The 23,593-nt window shown below is 36.3% G+C and carries 21 protein-coding genes and 1 pseudogene; 13 read left to right on the top strand and 9 right to left on the bottom strand.

From position 1 onward, the window contains the following. Positions 1-38: 38 nt before the first annotated feature. Positions 39-560: a carboxymuconolactone decarboxylase family protein gene (locus tag BZK16_RS03520; RefSeq protein WP_077927516.1), complete on the bottom strand. Its 522-nt coding sequence runs from the start codon at positions 558-560 to the stop codon at positions 39-41. Between the two features lie 297 nt (positions 561-857). Here BZK16_RS03520 and acnA point away from each other — a divergent pair, with 297 nt between their 5' ends. After that, positions 858-3,545: an aconitate hydratase AcnA gene (gene acnA, locus BZK16_RS03525; protein ID WP_077927517.1), complete on the top strand. Its 2,688-nt coding sequence runs from the start codon at positions 858-860 to the stop codon at positions 3,543-3,545. Between the two features lie 70 nt (positions 3,546-3,615). On the opposite strand, the gene BZK16_RS03530 is transcribed toward acnA, so the two are convergent. From BZK16_RS03530 to BZK16_RS03555, 6 genes are all read right to left on the bottom strand, one after another. Further along, positions 3,616-4,359: an SDR family NAD(P)-dependent oxidoreductase gene (locus BZK16_RS03530; protein ID WP_077927518.1), complete on the bottom strand. Its 744-nt coding sequence runs from the start codon at positions 4,357-4,359 to the stop codon at positions 3,616-3,618. A 15-nt stretch (positions 4,360-4,374) separates the two neighbouring features. Beyond that, positions 4,375-4,851: an anaerobic ribonucleoside-triphosphate reductase-activating protein gene (gene nrdG, locus BZK16_RS03535; RefSeq protein ID WP_077927519.1), complete on the bottom strand. Its 477-nt coding sequence runs from the start codon at positions 4,849-4,851 to the stop codon at positions 4,375-4,377. Next, positions 4,851-6,968, bottom strand: a complete 2,118-nt coding sequence (gene nrdD, locus BZK16_RS03540; protein WP_077927520.1) for an anaerobic ribonucleoside-triphosphate reductase — start codon at positions 6,966-6,968, stop codon at positions 4,851-4,853. The genes nrdG and nrdD overlap by 1 nt, the downstream gene beginning before the upstream one ends. Before the next feature lie 171 nt (positions 6,969-7,139). Further along, the gene (locus BZK16_RS03545; RefSeq protein ID WP_077927521.1) at positions 7,140-7,739 is read right to left on the bottom strand and encodes an AraC family transcriptional regulator; all 600 of its coding nucleotides are present in this window, start codon (positions 7,737-7,739) and stop codon (positions 7,140-7,142) included. Then, the gene (locus BZK16_RS03550; RefSeq protein WP_077927522.1) at positions 7,666-8,127 is read right to left on the bottom strand and encodes an AraC family ligand binding domain-containing protein; all 462 of its coding nucleotides are present in this window, start codon (positions 8,125-8,127) and stop codon (positions 7,666-7,668) included. Before BZK16_RS03550 ends, BZK16_RS03545 begins: the two co-directional genes overlap by 74 nt. A 1-nt stretch (position 8,128) precedes the next feature. Then, entirely contained in the window at positions 8,129-12,481 is a 4,353-nt protein-coding gene (locus BZK16_RS03555) for an NACHT domain-containing protein (protein WP_077927523.1), read from the bottom strand. A gap of 161 nt (positions 12,482-12,642) precedes the next feature. On the opposite strand from BZK16_RS03555, the gene BZK16_RS03560 reads away from it, so the two are divergent. The 8 genes and pseudogenes from BZK16_RS03560 to BZK16_RS03590 all read left to right on the top strand — a co-directional run bounded on the left by BZK16_RS03560 (position 12,643) and on the right by BZK16_RS03590 (position 19,707). Further along, complete coding sequence (locus tag BZK16_RS03560; protein ID WP_077927524.1) at positions 12,643-13,440, top strand: siderophore-interacting protein; 798 nt, start codon at positions 12,643-12,645, stop codon at positions 13,438-13,440. 176 nt (positions 13,441-13,616) lie between these two features. Next, positions 13,617-14,741, top strand: a complete 1,125-nt coding sequence (locus tag BZK16_RS03565) for a multidrug effflux MFS transporter (protein WP_077927525.1) — start codon at positions 13,617-13,619, stop codon at positions 14,739-14,741. Positions 14,742-14,829: 88 nt separating this feature from the next. Then, positions 14,830-15,684 carry a CvfB family protein gene (locus BZK16_RS03570; protein ID WP_077927526.1) on the top strand — a complete coding sequence of 285 codons (855 nt, stop codon included), beginning with the start codon at positions 14,830-14,832 and terminating at the stop codon, positions 15,682-15,684. Positions 15,685-15,767: 83 nt separating this feature from the next. Further along, entirely contained in the window at positions 15,768-16,697 is a 930-nt protein-coding gene (locus BZK16_RS03575; RefSeq protein WP_143691130.1) for a hypothetical protein, read from the top strand. A gap of 131 nt (positions 16,698-16,828) precedes the next feature. Next, complete coding sequence (locus tag BZK16_RS03580; protein ID WP_077927528.1) at positions 16,829-17,746, top strand: DMT family transporter; 918 nt, start codon at positions 16,829-16,831, stop codon at positions 17,744-17,746. A 63-nt stretch (positions 17,747-17,809) separates the two neighbouring features. Further along, positions 17,810-18,472, top strand: a pseudogene (locus tag BZK16_RS14950) (DEAD/DEAH box helicase); the annotation flags it as partial. A 135-nt stretch (positions 18,473-18,607) separates the two neighbouring features. Next, on the top strand, positions 18,608-19,387 hold the full coding sequence (locus BZK16_RS14955; RefSeq protein WP_456300679.1) for a helicase-related protein: 780 nt from the start codon (positions 18,608-18,610) through the stop codon (positions 19,385-19,387). 17 nt (positions 19,388-19,404) lie between these two features. Further along, positions 19,405-19,707 (top strand): monooxygenase, encoded by a 303-nt coding sequence (locus tag BZK16_RS03590; protein ID WP_077927529.1) that lies wholly within the window; start codon positions 19,405-19,407, stop codon positions 19,705-19,707. A 33-nt stretch (positions 19,708-19,740) separates the two neighbouring features. On the opposite strand, the gene BZK16_RS03595 is transcribed toward BZK16_RS03590, so the two are convergent. Then, the gene (locus BZK16_RS03595; protein WP_077927530.1) at positions 19,741-20,433 is read right to left on the bottom strand and encodes an aspartate/glutamate racemase family protein; all 693 of its coding nucleotides are present in this window, start codon (positions 20,431-20,433) and stop codon (positions 19,741-19,743) included. Between the two features lie 170 nt (positions 20,434-20,603). Between BZK16_RS03595 and BZK16_RS03600 the strand changes: the two genes are divergently transcribed. The 3 genes from BZK16_RS03600 to BZK16_RS03610 are packed head-to-tail and all read left to right on the top strand — an operon-like array spanning position 20,604 to position 22,241. Continuing rightward, entirely contained in the window at positions 20,604-21,386 is a 783-nt protein-coding gene (locus BZK16_RS03600; RefSeq protein ID WP_077927531.1) for an NAD-dependent epimerase/dehydratase family protein, read from the top strand. Next, the gene (locus tag BZK16_RS03605) at positions 21,383-21,763 is read left to right on the top strand and encodes a DoxX-like family protein (protein ID WP_077927532.1); all 381 of its coding nucleotides are present in this window, start codon (positions 21,383-21,385) and stop codon (positions 21,761-21,763) included. The genes BZK16_RS03600 and BZK16_RS03605 overlap by 4 nt, the downstream gene beginning before the upstream one ends. Further along, positions 21,756-22,241, top strand: a complete 486-nt coding sequence (locus BZK16_RS03610) for a DUF2269 family protein (protein WP_077927533.1) — start codon at positions 21,756-21,758, stop codon at positions 22,239-22,241. The genes BZK16_RS03605 and BZK16_RS03610 overlap by 8 nt, the downstream gene beginning before the upstream one ends. On the opposite strand, the gene BZK16_RS03615 is transcribed toward BZK16_RS03610, so the two are convergent. Beyond that, the gene (locus tag BZK16_RS03615; protein ID WP_158076801.1) at positions 22,230-22,982 is read right to left on the bottom strand and encodes a PI-PLC domain-containing protein; all 753 of its coding nucleotides are present in this window, start codon (positions 22,980-22,982) and stop codon (positions 22,230-22,232) included. The genes BZK16_RS03610 and BZK16_RS03615 overlap by 12 nt on opposite strands. A gap of 85 nt (positions 22,983-23,067) precedes the next feature. On the opposite strand from BZK16_RS03615, the gene BZK16_RS03620 reads away from it, so the two are divergent. Continuing rightward, a complete protein-coding gene (locus BZK16_RS03620) occupies positions 23,068-23,580 on the top strand; it encodes a GNAT family N-acetyltransferase (RefSeq protein ID WP_233145180.1) in 513 nt (170 codons plus the stop codon). The last annotated feature ends 13 nt before the right edge of the window (positions 23,581-23,593 follow it).

Here is a 23,593-nt window from a genome sequence, read left to right on the forward strand (position 1 = left end):
CAATGCAGGCTTTTTAGATTCGATATTGAAACTATGGATTAGTTCAATGTGCAACCTACTGAGAACAATACAGCAGCAATACGTACAGATGATTGAATTGCTTGTGTTGTTACTTGGTGATCACGTAAGTTTTTCTCATGTGAATCCATACACATACCACAACCATTCACCGCTGATACAGCCATTGAAGCCAATTCAAACGTTACTTTATCAACGCCTGGGTTTGCCATGCTATTCATACGTAAACGCGCTGGGATTGTTGCGTATTCTTTGTTGCTTGTTAAGTGAACAAAGCGATAGTAGATGTTGTTCATGCTCATGATGCTGAATGCAACTTTAGCCCCATTCAACTCTTCTTCTGTCAAAATTGGTGCTGCAAAAGCTTCAATATTCTCAATTAACACTTTTGACTTTGTGCTCAAAGCTACTGCTACAGCAATTGCAGCGATCTGCTTTTCAGTCAAACCTTCTGAGCCTGCTTCGCTTAATACGTTGCTCAAGTTCAAACGCATATCTTTAGCATAATCTGGTAACATCGCTTTTAATGCATCAACTGACATATATAACTCCTTAATAGATAAAAACAGTATTTTTGACTAATTCCTAAAACGTGCAGCTATTATTAATAATTTTTATGGAAAAGTCATATTGATAATCTTGATCGAGATGATAAATAACTTCAAATATCAACAATACCTCAAATAGGATTGTCTTAACAGCTTCTTTGCATATAATAAACGAGGATTATTCAAGGCTTGAAAAATTACTTTCTGGCAACATGTTGTTAGAAGAGGTTATCAAACTAAAGCCGAATTTATAAATTTTAGTAATTTGTTTAACAAACTAAGGAGTGGAGCATGAGTCAAATCGACAGTTTACAATCCAAAGCAACGCTGAAAGTTGGTGATAAAGAGTTCCTATATCACTCAATCCCTAAAGCGGCTGAAACATTGGGGGATGTTTCTAAGCTACCTAAATCAATGAAGGTACTTTTAGAAAACTTACTTCGCTACGAAGATAACAAAACTGTTAACTTACAAGACATCGAAGCAATTCGTGATTGGTTGAAAGATCGTAAATCTGATCGTGAAATCCAATATCGCCCTGCTCGTGTATTGATGCAAGACTTCACAGGCGTTCCAGCAGTTGTAGACTTAGCTGCAATGCGTGATGCGATGATCAAAGCAGGCGAAAACCCAGAAAACATCAACCCTTTGTCACCAGTTGACTTGGTCATCGATCACTCAGTAATGATCGATAACTTTGGTAACAACCAAGCGTTCACAGCGAACGTTGATTTAGAAATGGAACGTAACGGCGAGCGTTATGCATTCTTACGTTGGGGTCAAAAAGCATTTGATAACTTTAGCGTAGTTCCTCCTGGCACAGGTATCTGTCACCAAGTTAACTTGGAATTCTTAGCAAAAACAGCTTGGGTTTCTAAAGTTGATGGTAAAGAATGGGTAATTCCAGATACATGCGTAGGTACAGACTCACATACACCAATGGTAAACGGTTTATCTGTTTTAGGTTGGGGTGTTGGTGGTATTGAAGCTGAAGCTGCAATCTTGGGTCAACCAATTTCAATGTTGATTCCTGAAGTTGTAGGTTTCAAATTGACTGGTAAATTACGTAGCCACGTAACAGCAACAGACTTAGTATTAACAATTACACAAATGCTTCGTAAAAAAGGCGTTGTAGGTAAATTCGTTGAATACTTTGGTGATGGCTTAGCAGAATTACCATTGGCTGACCGTGCAACAATCTCTAACATGTCACCAGAATACGGTGCAACAGTTGGTTTCTTCCCAGTGGATCAAATCACGTTAGATTACATGCGTTTAACTGGCCGTTCAGACGATACAGTTGCTCGTGTAGAAGCTTATGCTAAAGCACAAGGTTTATGGCGTAACGCTGGTGATGAGCCAGTATTTACAGACGTATTAGAGTTGGATTTAGGTACAGTTGAAACAAGTATCGCAGGCCCAAGCCGTCCACAAGATCGCGTAATCTTGGCTGACTTACCAGCAACAAGCAAAAAATTCATCGCTGATGGCGTTGAAAACCCAGAATTAGCAGTAAACATCACTTTAGATGGCAAAGCAGAACAATTACACCACGGTGACGTTGTATTCGCAGCAATCACATCTTGTACAAATACATCAAACCCAAGTGTAATGATGGCAGCTGGTTTAGTTGCTAAGAAAGCTGTTGAATTAGGTTTGAAACGTAAGCCATGGGTGAAAACTTCATTGGCACCAGGATCTAAAGTTGCAAGTGAATACTTAGAAAAAGCTGGCTTGATGAAACATCTTGAAGCAGTTGGTTTCTTCTTGACTGGTTATGGTTGTACAGCTTGTATCGGTAACTCTGGTCCATTGATTCCTGAAGTTGCAAAAGCAATTGATGAAAACAATATGACAGTTTCAGGTGTATTGTCTGGTAACCGTAACTTCGAAGGCCGTATCCATCCACAAATTCGTGCGAGCTGGTTGGCTTCTCCTCCATTAGTTGTTGCATACGCGATCGCAGGTTCTACAAACATTGATTTGACAAAAGATCCTATCGCTCAAGATGCAAACGGTAAAGATGTATTCTTGAAAGACATCTGGCCATCCAACGAAGAGATCGCTAAAGAAGTATTGATGATCACTAGCGGTATGTTCCAAAAAGGTTATGAAGGCGTATTTGATGGCGATGAACAATGGCAATCAATCGCTGTAACAGATAGCGAAACTTATGAGTGGGATAAAAAATCTACTTATGTTCAACATCCTCCTTATTTCGAACACATCGATCAACCAATCCAAGCTTTGAAAGCAATTGATAAAGCACGCGTATTGGCTGTATTTGGTGACTCAATCACAACGGATCATATCTCACCAGCAGGTTCAATTAAGAAAGATTCACCAGCAGGCCGTTACTTGATCGAACACGGTGTTGCACCAGAAGACTTCAACTCATATGGTTCTCGTCGTGGTAACCACGAAGTGATGATGCGCGGTACGTTTGCTAATATCCGTATCCGTAACAAGATGATCCCTGGCATCGAAGGTGGTTTGACTAAGTACTTACCATCTGGCGAAGTAATGGCGATCTATGACGCTGCTATGAAGTATAAAGAAGATCAAACACCATTGATTATCTTAGCAGGTAAAGAGTACGGTTCAGGTTCAAGCCGTGACTGGGCAGCAAAAGGTCCTAACTTATTAGGCGTTAAAGCTGTAATCGCAGAAAGCTATGAGCGTATTCACCGCTCTAACTTGATCGGTATGGGCATTTTGGCACTTCAATATAAAAACGGTGACAATGCTGAATCATTAGGTTTAGATGGTACTGAAAGCTTCCACATCGAGTTCAATGATGACATCAAACCTCATCAAGACATCGAAGTAGTTGCAACTAACCCAGCAACAGGTAAAGAAACTAAATTCACTGTATTGTGCCGTATTGATACATTGAACGAAGTGGATTACTTCAAAGCTGGCGGTATCTTGCACTATGTATTGCGTGACTTGATCGCTAAAAGCAAAGCAGCTAAATAATCAATTTTAGCTAACCAACAAAAAACCCATCTTAATGATGGGTTTTTTATTACTACAAAATAATTTTCAATTACTGAGCAACATAGCCCCCATCAACGAGCACAGAAGTCCCATTCACAAAGCTTGCACCATCACTTGCTAAGAACAGCACAACGCTTGCCACTTCTTCTGCTCTACCTAATCTACCAATCGGATGATCTTTAATAAGTTGTTGTTTGACTTCATCACCTAAATGCTTGAGTAATGGTGTATCAATGTAACCTGGGCACACAGCATTCACACGAATGCCTTGAGATGCATAATCAATCGCCAATGTTTGTGTTAAGAGCTTCACGCCACCTTTTGATGCTGCATAAGCTGTCACACCATGTTTGCCAACCCAACTATGAATCGAACCACAATTTACAATGATGCCCTTTTTATTTTCTTTCAACCAATGTTCGATCGCAAATTTATTCAATACATAAACAGCTGTTAGGTTGATATCTATTGTACGTTTCCATGCATCAATGGCTAATTGTGCGACTGGTGCATCTGCTGCGATGCCAGCATTGGCAAATACAATATCCAAGCCACCAAATTTATCAATCGCATATTGTACTAATGCTCTATTCTCTTCTTCATTGCGTACATCAATTTTGAAAAATACAGTTTGATAACCTTTGCGATTAAAATCATCACTCACAGCTTGTCCATTATCTTGCAAATCAGCGATCACAACCTTTGCACCTTCTTGGCAAAATGCTTCAACTGTTGCATAGCCAATGCCACTTGCGCCGCCTGTAATGATGACAACTTTGTTTTCAAAGCTCATAGAATTATCTCCTTATTATTCTGATTTTAGGTGTAAATAATGAATGATCTGGTTCCGACTACCACGCCAGATTAATGTCTTATCTGCTTCTGATTCTATAAATTGACCATCTATCAATACATCAATATAACTCAAAAGCACTTTTTGCTCATCCGTTAAATCTTGCAATCGATAGCCTGTCCAAACCCAAACATCTTTATTAGGGCATTCATTTTTCACACGTTGCAATAATTTTAAAATCGCTGGCAAATTATCAGGCAATAAAGGATCTCCACCTGATAATGATAAGCCTTGGCGCTTAATGTTTGTATCTTGTAAATCCTGAATAATTGTATCTTCCAAAGATTCATCATAAGGCTTACCTGAATTAACCTTCCAAGTGCGTTTGTTATAGCAACCTTGGCATTGATGAATACAGCCAGACACAAACAACGTGCATCGTGTGCCTGGCCCATTCACAACATCCACAGAGTAATATTTATGATAATTCATTACAAATGCTTCACTCTGCGCTTCACTTCCTCTTGTTTACCTTGATTAAATGGCCTTGCATCTGGGCTTCCTAGATAACCACAAACTCGGCGCGTGACTGAAACTCGATCGGGATTAGAATTTCCACAATTGGGGCATGTAAAGCCTTTGCTTTCACAAGAGAATTCGCCTGTAAAGCCACAATCGTAACATTCATCAATCGGCGTATTTGTGCCGTAATATGGCACGCGTGAATAGCTATAATCCCAAACATCCTCAATCGCCTTTAAGTTATGCTGTAAATTAGGATATTCGCCATAACAGATGAAGCCACCATTCGCAAAAGCTGGATATTTTTCCTCAAAATCCAACTTTTCATAAGGATTCACACTTTTTTCTACATCTAAATGGAAGCTATTTGTGTAATAACCTTTGTCCGTCACACCATCAATCACACCAAATTCTGCCGCATCCAATCGGCAGAAACGATCACATAGATTTTCGCTTGGCGTGCTGTATAAACTAAAGCCATAACCTGTTTCCGCTTTCCACTCATCTACTTTTTTGCGGAGATATTGAATCACTTCAACACCTTTGGCTTGTTTCATTGCATCATCAAAAGGATGGGTTGCTGTGCCATATAATGCTTGTAACATTTCATGTACACCAATATAGCCGAGTGAAATGGAAGCTCTGCCATTTTTAAAAATTTGAGCAATGCTATCATCTGCTTTCAAACGAACACCACAAGCGCCTTCCATATACAAAATAGGCGCAACACGCGCTTTGACTGTATCCAATCGTGCAATTCGTGTTAACAATGCTTGCTTACAAATATCTAAACGTTGATCCAATAACTGCCAAAATTTAGCTTCATCATTCCCTGCTTCAATTGCAATTCTTGGTAAGTTCAAACTGATCACGCCGAGATTGTTGCGCCCTTCATGTTGCTCAATGCCATTTTCTTCATAACGACTTAAAAAGCTTCGGCATCCCATTGGCGTTTTGAACGAACCTGTGACTTTCACCACTTGCTCGTAATTCAGAATATCTGGGTACATTCGTTTCGAAGCACATTCAACCGCCAATTGCTTAATATCATAATTGGGATCGCCAGATTTATGATTGATCCCATCTTTAATCGCAAAAACCAATTTCGGGAAAATCGCCGTTTTAGCTTTTTTACCCAAACCTTTCATACGCACTTTTAAAATGGAATGTTGAATTAGACGAGATTCCTCACTTGTACCTAAACCAAAGCCAAATGTAACAAACGGCGTTTGTCCATTCGCTGTGTGCAATGTATTCACTTCATATTCTAAAGATTGAAATGCATCGTAACATTCCTTTTCAATGCGCTCTTTAGCATAAGCTTCTCGGTTTTGAATACCCCAATCATCCGCAATTTTCAAATGCTTTTGATAGCTGATAGTCACATAAGGTGCGAGCACTTCATCAATACGATTAATGGTTGTGCCACCATAAATATGGCTTGCCACTTGTGCGATGATTTGCGCTGTCACAGCTGTTGCAGTTGTGATGGATTTAGGTTGTTCTATTTCCGCATTGCCCATTTTAAAGCCTTGGCTCAGCATCCCTTCTAAATCCACCAACATGCAGTTAAACATTGGGAAAAATGGCGCATAATCCAAATCATGGTAATGAATTTCACCGCGCTCATGGGCAAGGCTTACTTCTTTAGGCAACATATAACGAATGGCATAATGCTTTGTAATGATTCCTGCTAACAGATCACGTTGCGTTGGGATCACTTTACTATCTTTATTGGCATTTTCATTCAAAATTGCCGCATTGGTTTGATCCACTAAGCCTTTAATGTCTTGGTTTAATCGGCTCTTTTGCTCGCGAATTTTATCGCGATCATGGCGATATTCTATGTAACAGCGCGCCATCTCTTTATATGGGCCAGACATCAAAGCATTTTCAACCGCATTTTGTATTTTCTCTATCGCGATCGTTTGCTGATCTGTCACTGCTTTTGTTACTAGTTGTGTGGCATGTTGGCAATATGCTTCATCATTCACATTGGAAGCTATCGCTGATTTGTATATTGCATCATAAATTCGTTGTTGATCAAATGGCATTTGGCAGCCATCACGTTTTATTACAATCGTCATGTTGTTCACTCCAAAACTCAAACTTACAGAAAGGAATAGAACAACATGATAGGAAACCCAACCATAAAAAACAGTCAAAAAATGTTAGTACGTAAAGCTAAAAAGCCATTGAAATCACAGCAAACATAGCCAATATGAATCCTCGCTTGCATTTACAAGATGAGAATATTCTTATCTATATTCTTGTTCTGTTTGACTCTTATCAACTGACGAATAGTTAGTTGGTGATGATCCTGTCATATTTTTAAAAAAGGTAGAAAATGCACTATCATTGCCAAAACCTAATGTTAATGCGATATCCATCATACTTCTCTGCTCGCTCAGTAATTCTATGGCACGAAAGAGTCGCCATTGCTGTCGCCATGATTGATAATTTAAACCTGTTTCCTTCAAAAATATGCGTGTAATGGTTCGTTCACTCGCCCCAATGTGCTTAGCTAATTCTGACAATGGCGGTGCATAAGTTAATAGATCAAATTTCTGGATACGATAATCTTTCGGTAACTCTAAATAATGTTCTTCACGATCTGCTAATTTCAATTCATCCCACAACACCAATAACCAATGCGCACCTCGAGAAGGCAATTGCCAATCTGTTGCCCAATCAGATTGCGCAATTTCTTCCAGAATACATTTTAATAATGGTGAACAGCTCCATGTTGCAGGCTCTTTTGGTAAATTAGGAAAAGCTTTGGTATCAATATAAATGGAGCGATAGCCCACAACTTCTGTGAAAAATACGCAATGAGGTTGATTTGGTGGTAACCACACAACCNTCCAGAATACATTTTAATAATGGTGAACAGCTCCATGTTGCAGGCTCTTTTGGTAAATTAGGAAAAGCTTTGGTATCAATATAAATGGAGCGATAGCCCACAACTTCTGTGAAAAATACGCAATGAGGTTGATTTGGTGGTAACCACACAACCTTTTGTGGTGGAATGACAGAGAGTTTTTGATTGATAACAACACGCATACTGCCTTGCTGTGCAAAGAGTAATTGCCCTTTATTGTGCTGATGCTCACCAGAGTTATGCTTCGCCAATTCAGATGAAATACCAATGATGGGCATTGCCATTGTATCTGGATCAAAAATTGCATCCGCTTCTATCCATGCCATTGTATTGTCCTGTAATTTTTGATTATTTAAATAATACATATCATGTTTTAGAAACTAATGATCTTTTATTCAAATCAATCACAATAACTTTTATTGAATCTATCTTCGGCCATTCATGTGCAATACTGTGCCAATATTCTTGTAAAGCTCCTTCTAATTCACTTAAAGTAACTTGCTTGCCATTTATCTTCCATGTCTTCTCAATATTCTGTGCAACTAAAAGAAATATGCCACAACCTGCCGTTTCTTCTCGTAAATAATCTCCGATTAGTTGGTTCCTCAATCTTTCACATAGATCATTTCCACTCCATTGTTTATCTAAAATTTTAAGCTCAACAGGAACGGAAGTAATATTTGGCTTATCAAATCTTATATCGGGGCGCTGACCATTAGCAATTTCATATTCTTGTGAAATTGTATATTTTCCTAGGGATTCTTTACCTAATTGCCCTGCAATTAAAATTCTCATTTTCGTTTCATTCTCAACTGCTTGCCACGCAAAAAATGGACTATCATCACCATTTTCCAACCAATCTTTTAATGTATGTATTTTTATGAGTGCTAAATCAAATAACTCTTTATGATTTTTAGGATCTATAATTGCCGATCGCTCTAATTCTAATACTTGATCAATGCTAAAAGGATCAAAATTACCACAAGATATAGCAATTCTATATGTAACCTGATGCATCCAAATCGCTCTACTTTGACTAGATTCTTGATTAGCTAATTCTTTGATAGCATGGTAGCTTTCAGAATCTGCTATTTCACTCAAATACTGAAAAATTAGATATCGAGAATCTTGAGCATTATCTCTTAAAGTTGGTGAATAAACATCGCCATTAGAACGATCAATGTCAGCTTCTGTTTTTATATATCGATGAATAATTAGATACAGTTGTTTTAAATATTTAGCAGTCCTTATTATTCCTCTACCTGCACGTCCATTAATTGCAAATTGATCTGCTCTGCCATGATTCATTAGGTTAGTAATAAATATTTGAGCTGCAAGCTCAACCTCTTCTGTTGGTAATTCTCCTAGCCACTTCTCTAAAAGCTTAATCCCCTGCTCAGGGTTACTATCCACTAATAACGCATACCAAAAAGCTTGATCTTCAATTTCATCTTTAACAAGCCTTCCAAATGCTAAGTCTGAAAATTGTTCAGGTTTGATCTCACCATTTAATAAGATTCCCAAAGTGTATTTGCGTGTATTACCTAATAAAGGTATTTGATTTCCTAATATATAATTTAATATTTCTAAAGCTAAATCTGCGTGTAACCACTGAGCAGTATAAAGTACATTACTTAATAAATTTTCTTCAGAATTTTGTAATGCCCAAATAGTTTCTTTCATTACAGCTTTAACCGTAGCTTTGGGAAATACTTGATACATTCTTTCAAACCATGTGGGAAAACCATTTATTTCCCAAGTAATATATCGAAGTGCATTTTCTACTTCATCTGCATTTAAATTATTTGGAAAACTCTTATCTTCTCTAGATTCAATTTCTAATCCTGTTAATCCAAATACCAATTTAGTAGGAATACTACCTTTCTCAATATTTTCCTCAGAATTTAATTTTGGTTTATACATCCTCCAAAACTTAGTAACAGAATCATAATATTTATACGCTACTATTTCTCCAAACTCAGAAATTAAAGACTTCCAATTAGTATATGCCATTCCCCATGAAGTATGAGAATTCGCTGTTACTTTACACTCATACATTAATAAAATGTGATCATCTATTAACTCTCCACTTAAACGATTAGGATCATTACATAAAGATTTAACCCATTCCTTTTTTGCTAGTTTTTCTTGGTGATTTTGTTCAATAAACTTTTGTTTTTGTGCCTCGTATTCTGCTTCTAATTCTATAGTTTCATGACTCTTTTTCATTGTTGGTGGGTTAAGCCAAATATTGAGCCTTTCTTCTAACATAGGATATTCGGTAGATATATCTTTGAGCTGTTGTACCATCCATATAGGATTGTCATTCTGAGAATAAATCTTAAACGCTCGGTTAAATGCTATCAATTTATCATCCATTAATTGCTTAGTTTGAACATAACCAACTAATCTTTCAAAATCATTGATGCCAAAAGACCAAAAACATCCCATCCAAGAAATCGACCAATCATCCCCTATACTAGCATTCTGATAATTTCTAACTGTTTCAATTGATTGCCAATATAATTGATCATTTAATTCTTGCCACATTGGGATGATCCGTTCTAATTCATGTTTTTCATCAGAAATGGAATATTCATAGCTTTCAACAAAATCTTGTTTATACTCCAAAGCCCTTACATGAATTAAAACAGCAATTACTTGTGGATCAAGCATAAGAATACTTTTCAACTTCAACAGGTGAATTACTGTCTTCAGTGTTATTTTCACTAACCATGAATATTTTTCAGAAATATAACAATATTCATTTTGATAAAATGGCTTTGTAAACAATAAAGTTACTAGACCTTTCAGTAGTTGAAAAGATGAAATTTCATCGCATTCTTCTAAAAATCTCACCAAAATTTGCATTAATCCACTTGGCTCATATTTTTTAGGCCGATTTGCTTTCTCTAATGAAGTTAGCAATAGTTGGATAATTTTGGCATCGGGTTCAACATGAGCTATTAATTCAACTAAAACTCTATGATCTAGCTCAACAGTAAATTCATTCAATTTATGCCATATTTCAATTTGCCCCTCTGAATCACTGCAATCCATAATTGCTCGTACACATACTGCTCTTGTATGAACATCATTATTAATGTCTAATGCTATGGGAAATAAAGAAGATAAACATTTGGTCATCTTTCCTTTCCAAACCAAACGAGCTAAGAAGAAAATAACATCTTTATTGCTAGAATATTGCTGAATTAATATATCTGTTTTATTTTCTATATCTTTAGACGCAATTCGGGCAATATCATCGTTATGAATCATGCCATGATATCCTTGGCTACTTGCAATTTTATCAACTAATTTCTCAAGAAATTTTTCTCTATCATCCAGGGTTAATTGAAAAAAATCACCGCCCTCAAAAGCTATTTCAGGCTGTATTTGTAAAATTTTAGATCTTAGTTTTTCATCATAAGGAATTAGCCAAGGCAAAATTGGGCGTAATAAAGGTGTAATAATCTGCTCTCTAAATTGCTCACGAATAAACAATGACTCGATTCCAAACCTATTATCTGCATTTAGTAATTTCTTGAACCATTGTGCAGTTAAAAATTCACGTATTTCTCTATGGCGAAATCTAACTGCTCCATAAATTACATCATTAAAAATTGCTGAATTGACCAAATGATCAATACTATCTTTATCCCATTCTGGTAATAATTCAGATGCATCAATGCATTCATTATTATTTGGAGAATTAGGCACTCTGATATTAGATTTACCTGTTAATGTAACCATTGATGCTATACGCTGAACACCTTCTTCTAATTTATCTCGACTTAGCGCCGCTTGTATGGTTCTATCTTCGTTATGTTTATTCAACAAACAACTATAAATATTATGCTGAATGACTTCTGTACGTGACCCAAGCTTTTTATCATCTTTCCATTTTTCAGTCATAGTTTCTAAATCAAACGGGCGCTCTGCTAAGCTAATGAGATTATATTTTTGTATTTCATCTAAAAATAATTTTATATTTTCAACTGACCTCACTGAACAAAATTGTTCAATTTGTGATCTATTTAATGGGCATAACGTATAAACTTTTAATGAACTTTTTATTCGTTCAATATTTAAGTTTTTTTGTGAATAAAATAAGTTTTGATCCTGTAAATTATTCTGATTATCTTCCTGTAGAGAAGTAGATTCTATTTCACCCAATTGATCATTATTATCATTTTTTGGAACAGAATATAGTAAGTTATAATTCAATAGTTCTTCTTCTTCTCTAAATCTCCAACTATATGGACGACTAGAAATATAGATATGACAACGGTGCGCACCTAATTTTATTTTTCTTGAAAACCTTCGTATTGCATCATGAAACTGCTCCGAATTTTTTAAACGAGCTTCATCTACTGAATCTAAGAAAAACCAAGCTTCATCTGTAGATTGTAGCCATTCATCAAATGAATCTTCATCACCAACTAAAAAAAACTCTATAAAGTCTTTATCTAAAATTTTTTCTATCCTAATGAAAAAAGAAAATTTGCCTTCTGCCTCTAATTTTTTTGCTTGTTGTATAAACTCAGTAGTTTTACCTGCACCCGCTTCGGCTAATATGACTGTTCTGTATTCTAATAATAAGGATTCCCACTGTAATTTATCACTATAAATAGATTCTGATTGATACTCAAAATGCTCATCTGTTTTATTACGTGGTAAAAGAGAAAATTGCCTATCAAGCTGAATATAGTTCGTCATATATAAATAACCATTCCTAAGTTAGTACTACAGTTTTTTTGATTATTTAATCACAACTCACCCTTTTATCAAGCCATCGCCCACAAATAACAGTAATTATCATTTGCATTTAGTAATGATATACAGCAAGATATCACCACATTTAAAAGGGAGAATACGTTATGCAAGTTCATAGAACTGTTGTGCGAGTCGCTCGCAAAGAATTCTTAACACCAAATTATCTTCGCATTGTATTGAAATGCGATGACATTGAACATTATAAAGATGTATCTTTGGGCGTAAACAATAAATTGTTCATTCCGCCACAAGGCAATGCAACTGTAGAAATGCCTATTTACAATGAAGAAACTCGTAAATGGGACATTGAAAATGAAGCCAATCGCCCTGTTGTACGCACTTATACGCACCGCGATATTGATCTAGATGCTAAAGAATTAGTTGTTGATTTTGCAGTTCATGAAGGTGATTCGGTTGCTTGCCAATGGGCAATGAATGCAAAAGCTGATGATCAAGTGGGCTTAGCCATGAAAATGAATCATCGTGATGTATTAGTAGAAGCAGATCATTATTTGTTTGTAACAGATATGACAGGAATTCCTGCGGTATCAGCATTGGTTGCACAAGTACCAAGCCATGCAAAAGTGACAGTGATCACAGAAGTGATGACCAAAGAAGATGTATTGCCTGAGCATTACCAAACAGCGGCGGATTTAGATTTGCATTGGTTGATCAACGCTCATCCTGAAACAGGTAGTGATTTGTATGATTTAACCAAAACAATGGTGGATTTAATGCCTGCATCGCACTTTGTTCACATCACTGCTGAATTCACAACGGTGAAAAAGCTACGCGATTACTTACGTAAAGAGAAAGAGTGGACATCACGCGAATTCTACGCTTGTGCTTATTGGCAGATTGGCAAAAAAGAACACGAAGAACGCGAAAAACGCATGGATTAAGATAGTTTAATTTCTATCATTCTACTTTCAAATATCCTCACTTTTTAGGTGAGGATATTTTTTATGCTAGTATTATAAGAAAACTTGTCTGAATTTATAATAATATTGTCTTAGATTATAAATTAAGCAAAACTAAGAAAGATTATCATTATTGCTTTCAAATAATGGTAATTTTTATGAAACAGACCTTATCTCTTCCCTTGCTGATTGCATTAATGATGTTTCCGCAAATTGTGGAAACTATTTATAGTCCAGCACTCACAGATATTGCAACAGCCTTTAATGTGAGCCAAAGCGACGCAGGACAAACATTATCCCTTTACTTTATTGCCTTTGCATTTGGCGTTGTGATTTGGGGTTATAGCTGTGATTGGTTAGGCAGAAAGCCAACAGTATTAATCGCTCTATTCCTTTATGGCATTGCTTGTGTTGCAGCAATTTTTGCAACGAGTTTTGATCTATTATTGATGTGTAGAATGCTTATGGCATTTTCAGCAGCAATTGGTTCTATTGGAACACAAACCATCATGCGTGATCGCTTATCAGGCGAAACATTGCGCTATGTATTTTCCATCATGGGCATTGCCTTAGCGATTAGCCCAATCGTTGGGATGTTATTAGGTGCATTGATGGTGAGCTTTTCTGGCTATCATGGCGTGTTCATTTTATTGATACTTATGGCTATTGTACTATTGGCTTGGGTTGCGCTCATTTTGCCTGAAACAAAACCTGAACATATCAGCAAACCACCATTTTTCGCGACATTGAAAGAAATGTTATGTGATCCTTTCATTTTGAAAAATGCATGTTTAATCGGCTTCTTGAATATTGCCCTATTCGCTTACTATCAATTAGCACCGTTTATGTTTGAACAATTAGGATTGAATCATACATTATTTGGTTTAAGCGGCATTTTATTAGGTTTAGGCTCATTTTTAGGTGCCTTTTTGAATAAACGTTGGATTCAAAAATATGCATTCAGCAGTGAAAAACTAGTCACAATTGCGAGCATTATTTTATTAATCAGCAGCACTTTAGTGTTAATTTTCCAAAGCCAATGGTTTTTCGTTTTGCCAATGGTTGGCGTTGTGATGGCTTATAGCATTGCAATCCCAAATATTTTGGCAAAAGCTTTGATGAACTATGGTGATAAGCTCGGTACAGCTGGCGCAATTTTGGGATTAATGTATTACTTAATCATCGGCATTGGTTTGATGTTAGTGGCTTATGCGCAACATTTAGGATTGAGTTTAATGATTTTGAGTGTTTTGGTTTTCATCACTCAACGCATTAAAGCATAGATATCTTTCATCTTTCCTGAAGAATTTCTCAGTAAGGTTTATAATTATCGCTATTTATTGATAATTCTATTCTTTGATGAAAGGTCAAATGTCTTACTATCGTTACTCAGAACCCAAAATCGGCCGTATGAACCAACTAAAAATCACCCAGAAAACTTCTGCGGGTGTAGTTTTAGATGGTGATATTTTACTGCCAACCAAATCCATTCCAAGAAGTATCCCTGCAAATATCGGGGATATTTTGGAAGTGTTTGTGTATATCAATGCACAAGGAAAATTAACTGCAACCACACAAAAACCATTCACAGAAGTTGGCAAATTTGCTGATCTTCAAGTAGTTGAAATTTCAGATTATGGCATTTTCTTGGATTGGGGTTTACCAAAAGACTTGATGCTGCCTTACAATGAAGAAGTAGGCACTTTAGCTATTGAAGATTTTGCGATCGTTTATACATATATGGATGATCGTTCACAGCGCATTACAGCTACAATGAAGTATGACAAATACTTGGATCAAATCCCACATAGCTACAAAGAAGGCGATGAAGTGATGCTTTTGATCGAAAGCAGAACGCCATTAGGCTTAAACGTCATTGTGAATCATGCTCATCGTGGTTTGGTATTTAAAAGCGACATCAACTATGATGCACAAATTGGTAGCGAAGTGACTGGTTACATCAAAAATGTTCGTGAAGATGGCAAATTAGACATCCTATTGCAACCTGTGATCAAAACAGCAGAAGATCGCAACAGTTTAGAATCTAAAATTTTAGAAGCTTTAAAAATCAATAATGGCTCATTGCCAATGAGTGATAAGAGCGCACCTGAAGAAATTCAGCGCCGTTTTGGTGTAAGCAAATCATCTTTCAAACGAGCAATTGGTGGTTTATTTAAAGCTCAAAAAATCAGAATTTTGAAAGATAAAATTGAATTAAACGATTAAGTAAGATCAAAAATATTTACTTCAAAATATCCTCTCATTCTTAAAAATGTAGAGGATATTTTTATATGAGGATTAATAACATTATGGAAAATTTAACTGTTAAAAAAAATACCAATGAAATAATTGTGAAGTATTTAGACCAAACATTAAAATATTTCGTAGTACCAACATCATGGTTATGTCTTCTATATATTTTTATATTGTCTGTTAATAATAAATATTACAATGAGTTAAACATACCTCTTAAAGTACTGGAATACTCTTTATACGATCAACTTTTTGATGCTGGAAAGTTTTTAATATCAGCTTATCTCATATTAGGTCTTATTTTATTTTCGAGTAGTTATATTATATATAGAGTCATAACTCTATGGTATGCGAAACTAAAAACTACTAGCAATATTTATATATATATAATTACTTGTTCCTTTCTTCCATTTATTATATTTTTCCCTAAAGAAAATGAAACCATTGATTATATATATATTATTGAGTCTTTAGGACTTACTTTTTTCTTAGCTATTTTATTTAAGCTAGCAGATCTTGCGCAAAAACAACCTATTATTTCTATAACTACTTTTATCAAAAATTTAAAAATAGCTGATTTTGTCAATGTTTCTTCTAAAATAGATAAAAGAAAGATTAAAGACAATGATACAAACATAGTAATTAAAGACCCTGTTTTGTCTGCTCTAATAAGATTTTATTTAATCACAACAGTAATAGCGATATTGGCGCTAATCTCTTTAAAGACAGGGCAAGTGCTAGCAATGCAAAGTGTTGAAAGTACTAGAAATAGTATTCTTACACAAAATCAGAAGTATAAGGATAATCTTGTCGAAGTAAATATTGATAATAAAAATGTAGAAGCATATTTTATGGGCTGTGGTTCCAATAAATGCATAGGACTTCAACTATTGAGTGAAAAAAATGGTAATCAAGATATAAAAAAAATCAAAACACATGTATTTGATATAGATAAATACACTAAAATTTATACTCCAGAACAATAAATTTATTATTTCATATCCTCTCATTTTTAAAAATGCAGAGGATATTTTTTTATTCAAACTTTATTCGTAATTTCCATTACACTGATCAATCTTAACTCGATCATTATTGATCACCGCATTTGGAATAAATCATGAATCAAGAACTCAGAGGGCATACGCTCGCCCTGCTCACTATTCTGTTATGGGGCACAACTTTCGTTTCCACTAAAATCCTCTTACACAATGATTTATCACCGATGGAGATTTTGCTCACGCGTTTTGTGATGGGCACATGCTTCTTAATGCTACTGTTTCCAAAGCGATTAAAAGGCACAACATTAAAGCAAGAAGCATATTTTGCAGTCGCAGGTTTATGCGGCATTACGCTCTATTACTTATTTGAAAATAACGCGCTCATTTATACATTGGCATCCAATGCCGCATTGATCGCATCCACATCACCATTCTTCACTGTATTGCTCGCGCGTTTTTTCTTAAAAGATGAAACCATTCGCCCACAATTTTATTTCGGTATGGTTTTATCATTTGTTGGCGTTGGCTTAATGAGCTTTAGTGGTGCCACAGAATTACAGATCAATTTAAAAGGCGACTTTTTAGCATTATTGGCTGCAATCATCTGGTCGTTCTATTCTATATTCTCTAAGAAAATCAGCTCATTTGGCTATAACACAATCCAAACAACTCGCAGAACATTCATGTATGGCATTTTATTCATGTTGCCCATCATTCCATTTGCAAATGTTGATTTCAATATTAATCACTACCTCAGCACAACGGTGATTTTGAACTTAATGTTTTTGGGTTTAGGTGCTTCTGCCATCTGCTTTGTTACATGGAATTTAGCGTTAAAATCATTAGGTGCAATCAAAGCAAGTTTATACATTAATGCTGTGCCGATGGTCACTGTGATTTTATCTATGATCGTATTGCATGAAAGGCTCACTTGGATGTCTGGCACAGGGATTGCACTAGTTTTAGGCGGATTATCAGTATCGCAATTTAAAAAGCGTAGCAAAGTGATTATTCACAGCGATTCACATCAAAAGTAGATTGTTTTGTCACTTTTCAGTATAGTTCACACATTATTTGATTGAATTATATTGAGAATCATCGTGGCTATCCAAAACTTTTCTGAACTTTCCTTACCAATCGCACAATTAGATAACCTAAAAGACTTAGGTTACTTAACAATGACGCCGATTCAAGCCGTTGCATTGCCTGCAATTTTGAATGGCAAAGACATTGTGGCACAAGCAAAAACAGGGAGCGGAAAAACGGCAGCTTTCGGCATTGGTTTATTGGAAACAATTGATGCAACACAATTCTCTACACAAAGTTTAGTCTTGTGCCCTACGCGTGAATTGGCAGATCAAGTGAGCAAAGAATTGCGCCGTTTAGCACGTTATATTCCTAACTTAAAGATCTCTAGCATTTGTGGCGGTGTTCCTGTTGCTAGACAAGTGCATTCCATGAGCCAACATCCACCGCACATTGCGGTTGGTACGCCAGGCAGAATTTTGGATCACTTAAAGCGCAATACATTGAGCCTTAAAAATATCAAAATGTTTGTCTTAGATGAAGCAGATCGTATGCTTGATATGGGCTTTGCGGATGAAATGGATGCCATTATTAGTTATGCACCTAGAAAACGTCAAACTTTGCTATTTTCAGCAACTTATCCTGAAAACATTCAAGCCATCAGCTCACGCATTCAACATAATCCTGTGATGGTTAAAATTGAAGAAACGAAAGCGGATGAACCAAAAATTGATCAATCTGTTGTATTGCATGATAACAACAGCGAAAAAGATGCATTAGTCGCCAAATTATTGTATCGCCATGAGNTATTTTCAGCAACTTATCCTGAAAACATTCAAGCCATCAGCTCACGCATTCAACATAATCCTGTGATGGTTAAAATTGAAGAAACGAAAGCGGATGAACCAAAAATTGATCAATCTGTTGTATTGCATGATAACAACAGCGAAAAAGATGCATTAGTCGCCAAATTATTGTATCGCCATGAGCCAGAATCCACTGTGATCTTCTGTAACACAATCGCCGCTTGTATCGAATTAGAAAACTATCTCTATTCACAAGACATTGATGTTTTATCTCTGCATGGTGATTTAGAGCAACGTGATCGTGACCAAGTATTATTGCGCTTCAGCAATCGCAGCTGCCGTGTTTTAGTGGCGACGGATGTTGCTGCACGTGGTTTAGACATTGCAGATTTATCCATGGTAATCAACTATGATTTACCATTTGATCCTGAAGTTTATGTGCATCGTATTGGTCGTACTGGCCGTGCAGGTAAAACTGGTATCGCTGCAAGTTTAGTGTTAGCTTCTAAATTACATCGCTTGGAAGAAGTAGAAACTTACATCGAAAAATCTATTCCTAAATATTCAGCGAATGATTTGAAAGATGTGAAGCCAATTTCATTGATCGCACCAATGGTGACAATTGAAATCAGCGAAGGTAAAAAATCTAAAATCAGCGCAGGCGATATTTTAGGCGCTTTAACATCCAAAGGTAAAATTGCAGGTAAAGATGTGGGCAAAATCAACTTATTGCCACTACAAGCTTACGTTGCAGTTTCACGTAAATATGCGAAAGAAGCTGTGGATCAAATCTGGAAATCCCCAATTAAGGGCATTCGTTGCCGCGCGAGAATTGTGGGCGAATAACTCACAAGGAGATAAATATGAACTATATTCTACAAGTTGATTTCCCTTATACTGGCCCTTGGGGTGATGAAATGACTGCTGCAATGCATGATTTGGCTCATTCTATCGCTGAAGAATCAGGCTTAATATGGAAAATTTGGACAGAAAATAAAGATGCCAATGAAGCTGGTGGTATTTATCTATTCAACAATATTGCGGATGCAGAACATTATTTAACAATGCACTCTGCACGCTTGAAATCATTTGGCATTCCACATGTGAATGGCAAAATATTTGCAGTGAATGAAGCTTTATCTAAGATTGATAAAGCACCATTGTAAGATACAGAAAGCCAGCAAACGCTGGCTTTTGTTTTATTCTGCTAAAGCAAAATCCACAGCTGCCATTGCATGGATTGTGGTTGTATCAAAAGTTGGCACGCTGAACTCAACATCACCAATCAGCATACAAATTTCTGTGCAACCTAGAATAATCCCTTCAGCACCTTCTGCAATTAATTGATTTGCGATCTCAATGTATTTTTGCTTAGAATCTTCTTTGATAATGCCACAGCATAATTCATTAAAAATCACTTCATGGATGGTTTTACGCTCATCTGATGCAGGCACAATCACATCAATGCCTTGATCTTGTAAGCGTGATTTATAAAAATCCTGCTCCATTGTGAATGCTGTACCAAGCAAACCTATTTTTTTAATATTTCTTGCTTTTATCGCAGTCGCTGTTGCGTCTGCAATGTGAATGAAAGGAATATTGATGGCATTTTCAATATGTTCTGAAACTTTATGCATTGTATTCGTACATAGAATAATACAAGATGCATCAGACTTTTCTAGTGCTTTTGCTTCATAAGCCAAGATATTCCCTGCTGCTTCCCAGTCACCTTTCTTTTGTAGCACGGCAATTTCTGCAAAATCTACACTCGTTAGAACAATCTTTGCCGAATGCAAACCACCTAAACGCTTTTGTATGGCACGATTGATCTGTTGATAATACAAATCAGTCGATTCCCAACTCATTCCGCCAATTAAACCAATTCTTTTCATCATTGCTCCTAATCCAGATTTTAAATATTTTTACCCTATCTTTGTATCACATTCCATGATCAACAAAATAGAGCCTGATTAATTTCATTTTATTCTTTAATTTCTGTATTGACAGAAAATACAAAAACAAATAATCTATGATCATACTAAATCATCAGGAGATAAAAATAATGATCATTCTCTTAGGTAGCACTGGCATGGTTGGCTCACACATCGCAGCAGCTTTAAAGCAACAAAATCTAGAATGTTGGTTACCCAATCGCATTGAACTCACACAATTGGATAAACTCAGAGATTTAATTAACCACGAATCGATTATTATCAATGCAATTGGTATTGCACCTGGCTTTGGGGAAACCAAGCACAAAGCCGTTTATGAAGTACAAAAAAATTTTTTGGATCGTTGTATAGAATTGGGGGTGAAGAAAATCATTTCACTCTCAGCACTCAGCCAATATCCTAATCCAACTGAAATTCCTTACCTCAAGTATAAATATGCATTGGATCAACATTTATTAGATAGCAATATCACAAGTTACATCGTGCGCCCTTCCTTAGTTTATGCAGAGAATGGCGCAAGCACGAAATTCTTTAAAAAGCTTTCTAAACTGCCGATTTTAGCTTTCCCAAAAAATCCCAATTATGCAGTTTCACCCATTCATATTGATGATTTAGTGAACTTCATCATGACCTTATTGCCGTTAAATTTACCTTCACAAATCTTTGAAGTAGGTACAGAAATTATCACATTGGGCAATTATTTAAAACGCTTCAATTCTAAACTCATCGTTCTGCCATTGCCTGAATGGATGATGGCAACCTCCATGAATGTGCTTGGTACAGTGATGCCATCCATCGCAGGTAAATACGCTTTTTCATTATTGCGTGCTGGTAGTGTCAATACACGCGATGATTACCAATCAATCATGGGGAAAAAAGCGAGGAAAATATGACAACACATAAAATCTATCGCATCAGCCAAATCACATTGGGCATTGTGTTCATCGCTTCAGGATTGATTCCACTGTTATTGAGCGATCCCGTTGCACGCTTGCAATTATTAGATCCTTTACCATTCCCAAAAAGTTGGCAAGAACCACTCTTTTATGGATTAGTTGCGATGGATGTCTTATTCGGAATCATTGCACTGCTTCGCCCTTCTCATTTTATTTGGGCAATGCTTTTTATCATTGTTTTGGGTTACACAATCATCATTACTGCTTTTGCACCTGAAATTTGGCGCGAGCCTTTTGGCACATTGTTGAAAAACCTTCCGATTCTCTCACTACTTTGGATCACTTATTCATTGGAGGAAAATCGCCATGTTTAATGCTTATTATGTCTTAAAATACTTCCACATCATTTCATCGTTATTAATGGTTGGCACAGGCTTTGGGAGCGCATTGTATGTGTTTTTAGCGAATCGCTCAGGCAGCTTACAAGCACAATATTTTGCCAATCGTACCGTTGTATTTTTGGATTGGGTAATCACAACACCAACTGTGATTATTCAGCCAATCACAGGCATTCTACTTGCCCATGTGATGAAAATGAGCTTATTATCCGATTGGTTTTTAAATATCTATTTGATGTACATCGTTGTCGGTGCAGCTTGGTTGCCTGTAGTTTGGCTACAAGTCAAAATGAAGCAAATGACAGATCAAGCCGTACATAATAACGAACCTTTAAACCCAAAATACAAACTCTATCAAAGAACTTGGGAAATTTTGGGTTACATTGGATTCAGTGGTGCTATGATTATATTCTTCTTAATGGTGACAAAAATGTCATTGATCTCATTTAGCTAGATAACGATTCACAACATCTGGTTGATCTGTATTAATAACATCAACACCTAATTCCCATAATTGTTGCCATGCATTTGCTGTATCTGGCGTTCCCCAAAATCGGAAAGGCTTACCCATTTGGTGCGCTGCATCAGCAACTGCTTTAATCTTTACTTGATCCTCTTTAGGAATTTCGCCGTTACCATCCCAAGAAGAGTAAGGCTTAAATGCCAAACTAATCATGCTCACTTTATCCCATGCTTTCTCATTATTCACAGGTTCTAGAGATTGATAATCCATTTGGATATAACTAGGTAGATTCACATAACTTTCGATTGGCGTACGATTGCCTGAAATCACAAATGTTACACCACTTTTTTCGATGGTTGGCTCATACTTTTTTAACACTGGTAATAACAAATCGAGAGATGTTTGTGCATCTGATTTCATATCTACCAAAAAATGGATTTTCTCTGTTTCCCCAATGCTTAGATCTACAGCTTGTTCTAAAGGCTGCAAATACAATGTTTCAATAGTTCTGCGTTTATCAATCACATCATCACCATGAGAGACGTATAGTGCACCATCTTGAACCACTAGATCCACTTCTATGGATTTTGCATTGCTACTGTATGCATACCAAAAAGGTACGACTTGCTGATAATCATTGTGTGAATGAATCATAGGTTGCTCTAAAATGGGTTCAGCAAACGCCAGACTATTCATCAATACACAACCTGCCAGTAATGTTAATTTTTTCATGTAAAGCATTCCATCGATCAAAGAAGGCGACACTATACAAAAGAAATATTACAATAAAATGACAGCTGATTTGAGAGAAACATTTATGATCATAATCCGACCTGAAACAAATCGAGACATTCCAGTTATTGAAGCACTGATATTGATTGCTTTTAAAGACCATCCTCATCAAGATCCACAAAAAGGCACAGTTGAACATTTAATTATTTACCAATTGCGCCAAACGAATGCATTAACCATTTCATTAGTTGCAACAGAGGATAATCAAGTTGTTGGGCACATTGCATTTTCGCCCATCACAATTGATGGCAAGGATCAAAATTGGTTTGTGCTGGCGCCTGTTTCAGTTTTGCCTTCACATCAAAATCAAGGCATTGGTAAAGCATTAATTCAGGCTGGCTTACAGCAATTAAAAGATCAAAATGCGAATGGTTGTGTTGTTTTAGGCGAGCCTGATTATTATCAGAAATTTGGCTTCCAAGCACAAAATGCATTAGTGGTTGATGGCGTTCCGCAAGAATATTTTATGGCAAAAACTTTATGTGCTGAAAAAATTCCACAAGGCAAGGTACAATTTCACCCTGCTTTTTCAGTTTAAAACTGTCTAATTT

The organism is Wohlfahrtiimonas populi (genome assembly GCF_002006795.1).
GTDB lineage: Bacteria > Pseudomonadota > Gammaproteobacteria > Cardiobacteriales > Wohlfahrtiimonadaceae > Wohlfahrtiimonas > Wohlfahrtiimonas populi.

Coding starts and splice junctions, on each gene's coding strand:
- BZK16_RS03520 (WP_077927516.1), bottom strand. CDS start 560: ATGTCAGTTGATGCATTAAAAGCGATGTTACCAGATTATGCTAAAGAT.
- acnA (WP_077927517.1), top strand. CDS start 858: ATGAGTCAAATCGACAGTTTACAATCCAAAGCAACGCTGAAAGTTGGT.
- BZK16_RS03530 (WP_077927518.1), bottom strand. CDS start 4,359: ATGAGCTTTGAAAACAAAGTTGTCATCATTACAGGCGGCGCAAGTGGC.
- nrdG (WP_077927519.1), bottom strand. CDS start 4,851: ATGAATTATCATAAATATTACTCTGTGGATGTTGTGAATGGGCCAGGC.
- nrdD (WP_077927520.1), bottom strand. CDS start 6,968: ATGACGATTGTAATAAAACGTGATGGCTGCCAAATGCCATTTGATCAA.
- BZK16_RS03555 (WP_077927523.1), bottom strand. CDS start 12,481: ATGACGAACTATATTCAGCTTGATAGGCAATTTTCTCTTTTACCACGT.
- BZK16_RS03560 (WP_077927524.1), top strand. CDS start 12,643: ATGCAAGTTCATAGAACTGTTGTGCGAGTCGCTCGCAAAGAATTCTTA.
- BZK16_RS03565 (WP_077927525.1), top strand. CDS start 13,617: ATGAAACAGACCTTATCTCTTCCCTTGCTGATTGCATTAATGATGTTT.
- BZK16_RS03570 (WP_077927526.1), top strand. CDS start 14,830: ATGTCTTACTATCGTTACTCAGAACCCAAAATCGGCCGTATGAACCAA.
- BZK16_RS03575 (WP_143691130.1), top strand. CDS start 15,768: ATGGAAAATTTAACTGTTAAAAAAAATACCAATGAAATAATTGTGAAG.
- BZK16_RS03580 (WP_077927528.1), top strand. CDS start 16,829: ATGAATCAAGAACTCAGAGGGCATACGCTCGCCCTGCTCACTATTCTG.
- BZK16_RS14955 (WP_456300679.1), top strand. CDS start 18,608: ATGGTTAAAATTGAAGAAACGAAAGCGGATGAACCAAAAATTGATCAA.
- BZK16_RS03590 (WP_077927529.1), top strand. CDS start 19,405: ATGAACTATATTCTACAAGTTGATTTCCCTTATACTGGCCCTTGGGGT.
- BZK16_RS03595 (WP_077927530.1), bottom strand. CDS start 20,433: ATGAAAAGAATTGGTTTAATTGGCGGAATGAGTTGGGAATCGACTGAT.
- BZK16_RS03600 (WP_077927531.1), top strand. CDS start 20,604: ATGATCATTCTCTTAGGTAGCACTGGCATGGTTGGCTCACACATCGCA.
- BZK16_RS03605 (WP_077927532.1), top strand. CDS start 21,383: ATGACAACACATAAAATCTATCGCATCAGCCAAATCACATTGGGCATT.
- BZK16_RS03610 (WP_077927533.1), top strand. CDS start 21,756: ATGTTTAATGCTTATTATGTCTTAAAATACTTCCACATCATTTCATCG.
- BZK16_RS03615 (WP_158076801.1), bottom strand. CDS start 22,982: ATGAAAAAATTAACATTACTGGCAGGTTGTGTATTGATGAATAGTCTG.
- BZK16_RS03620 (WP_233145180.1), top strand. CDS start 23,068: ATGATCATAATCCGACCTGAAACAAATCGAGACATTCCAGTTATTGAA.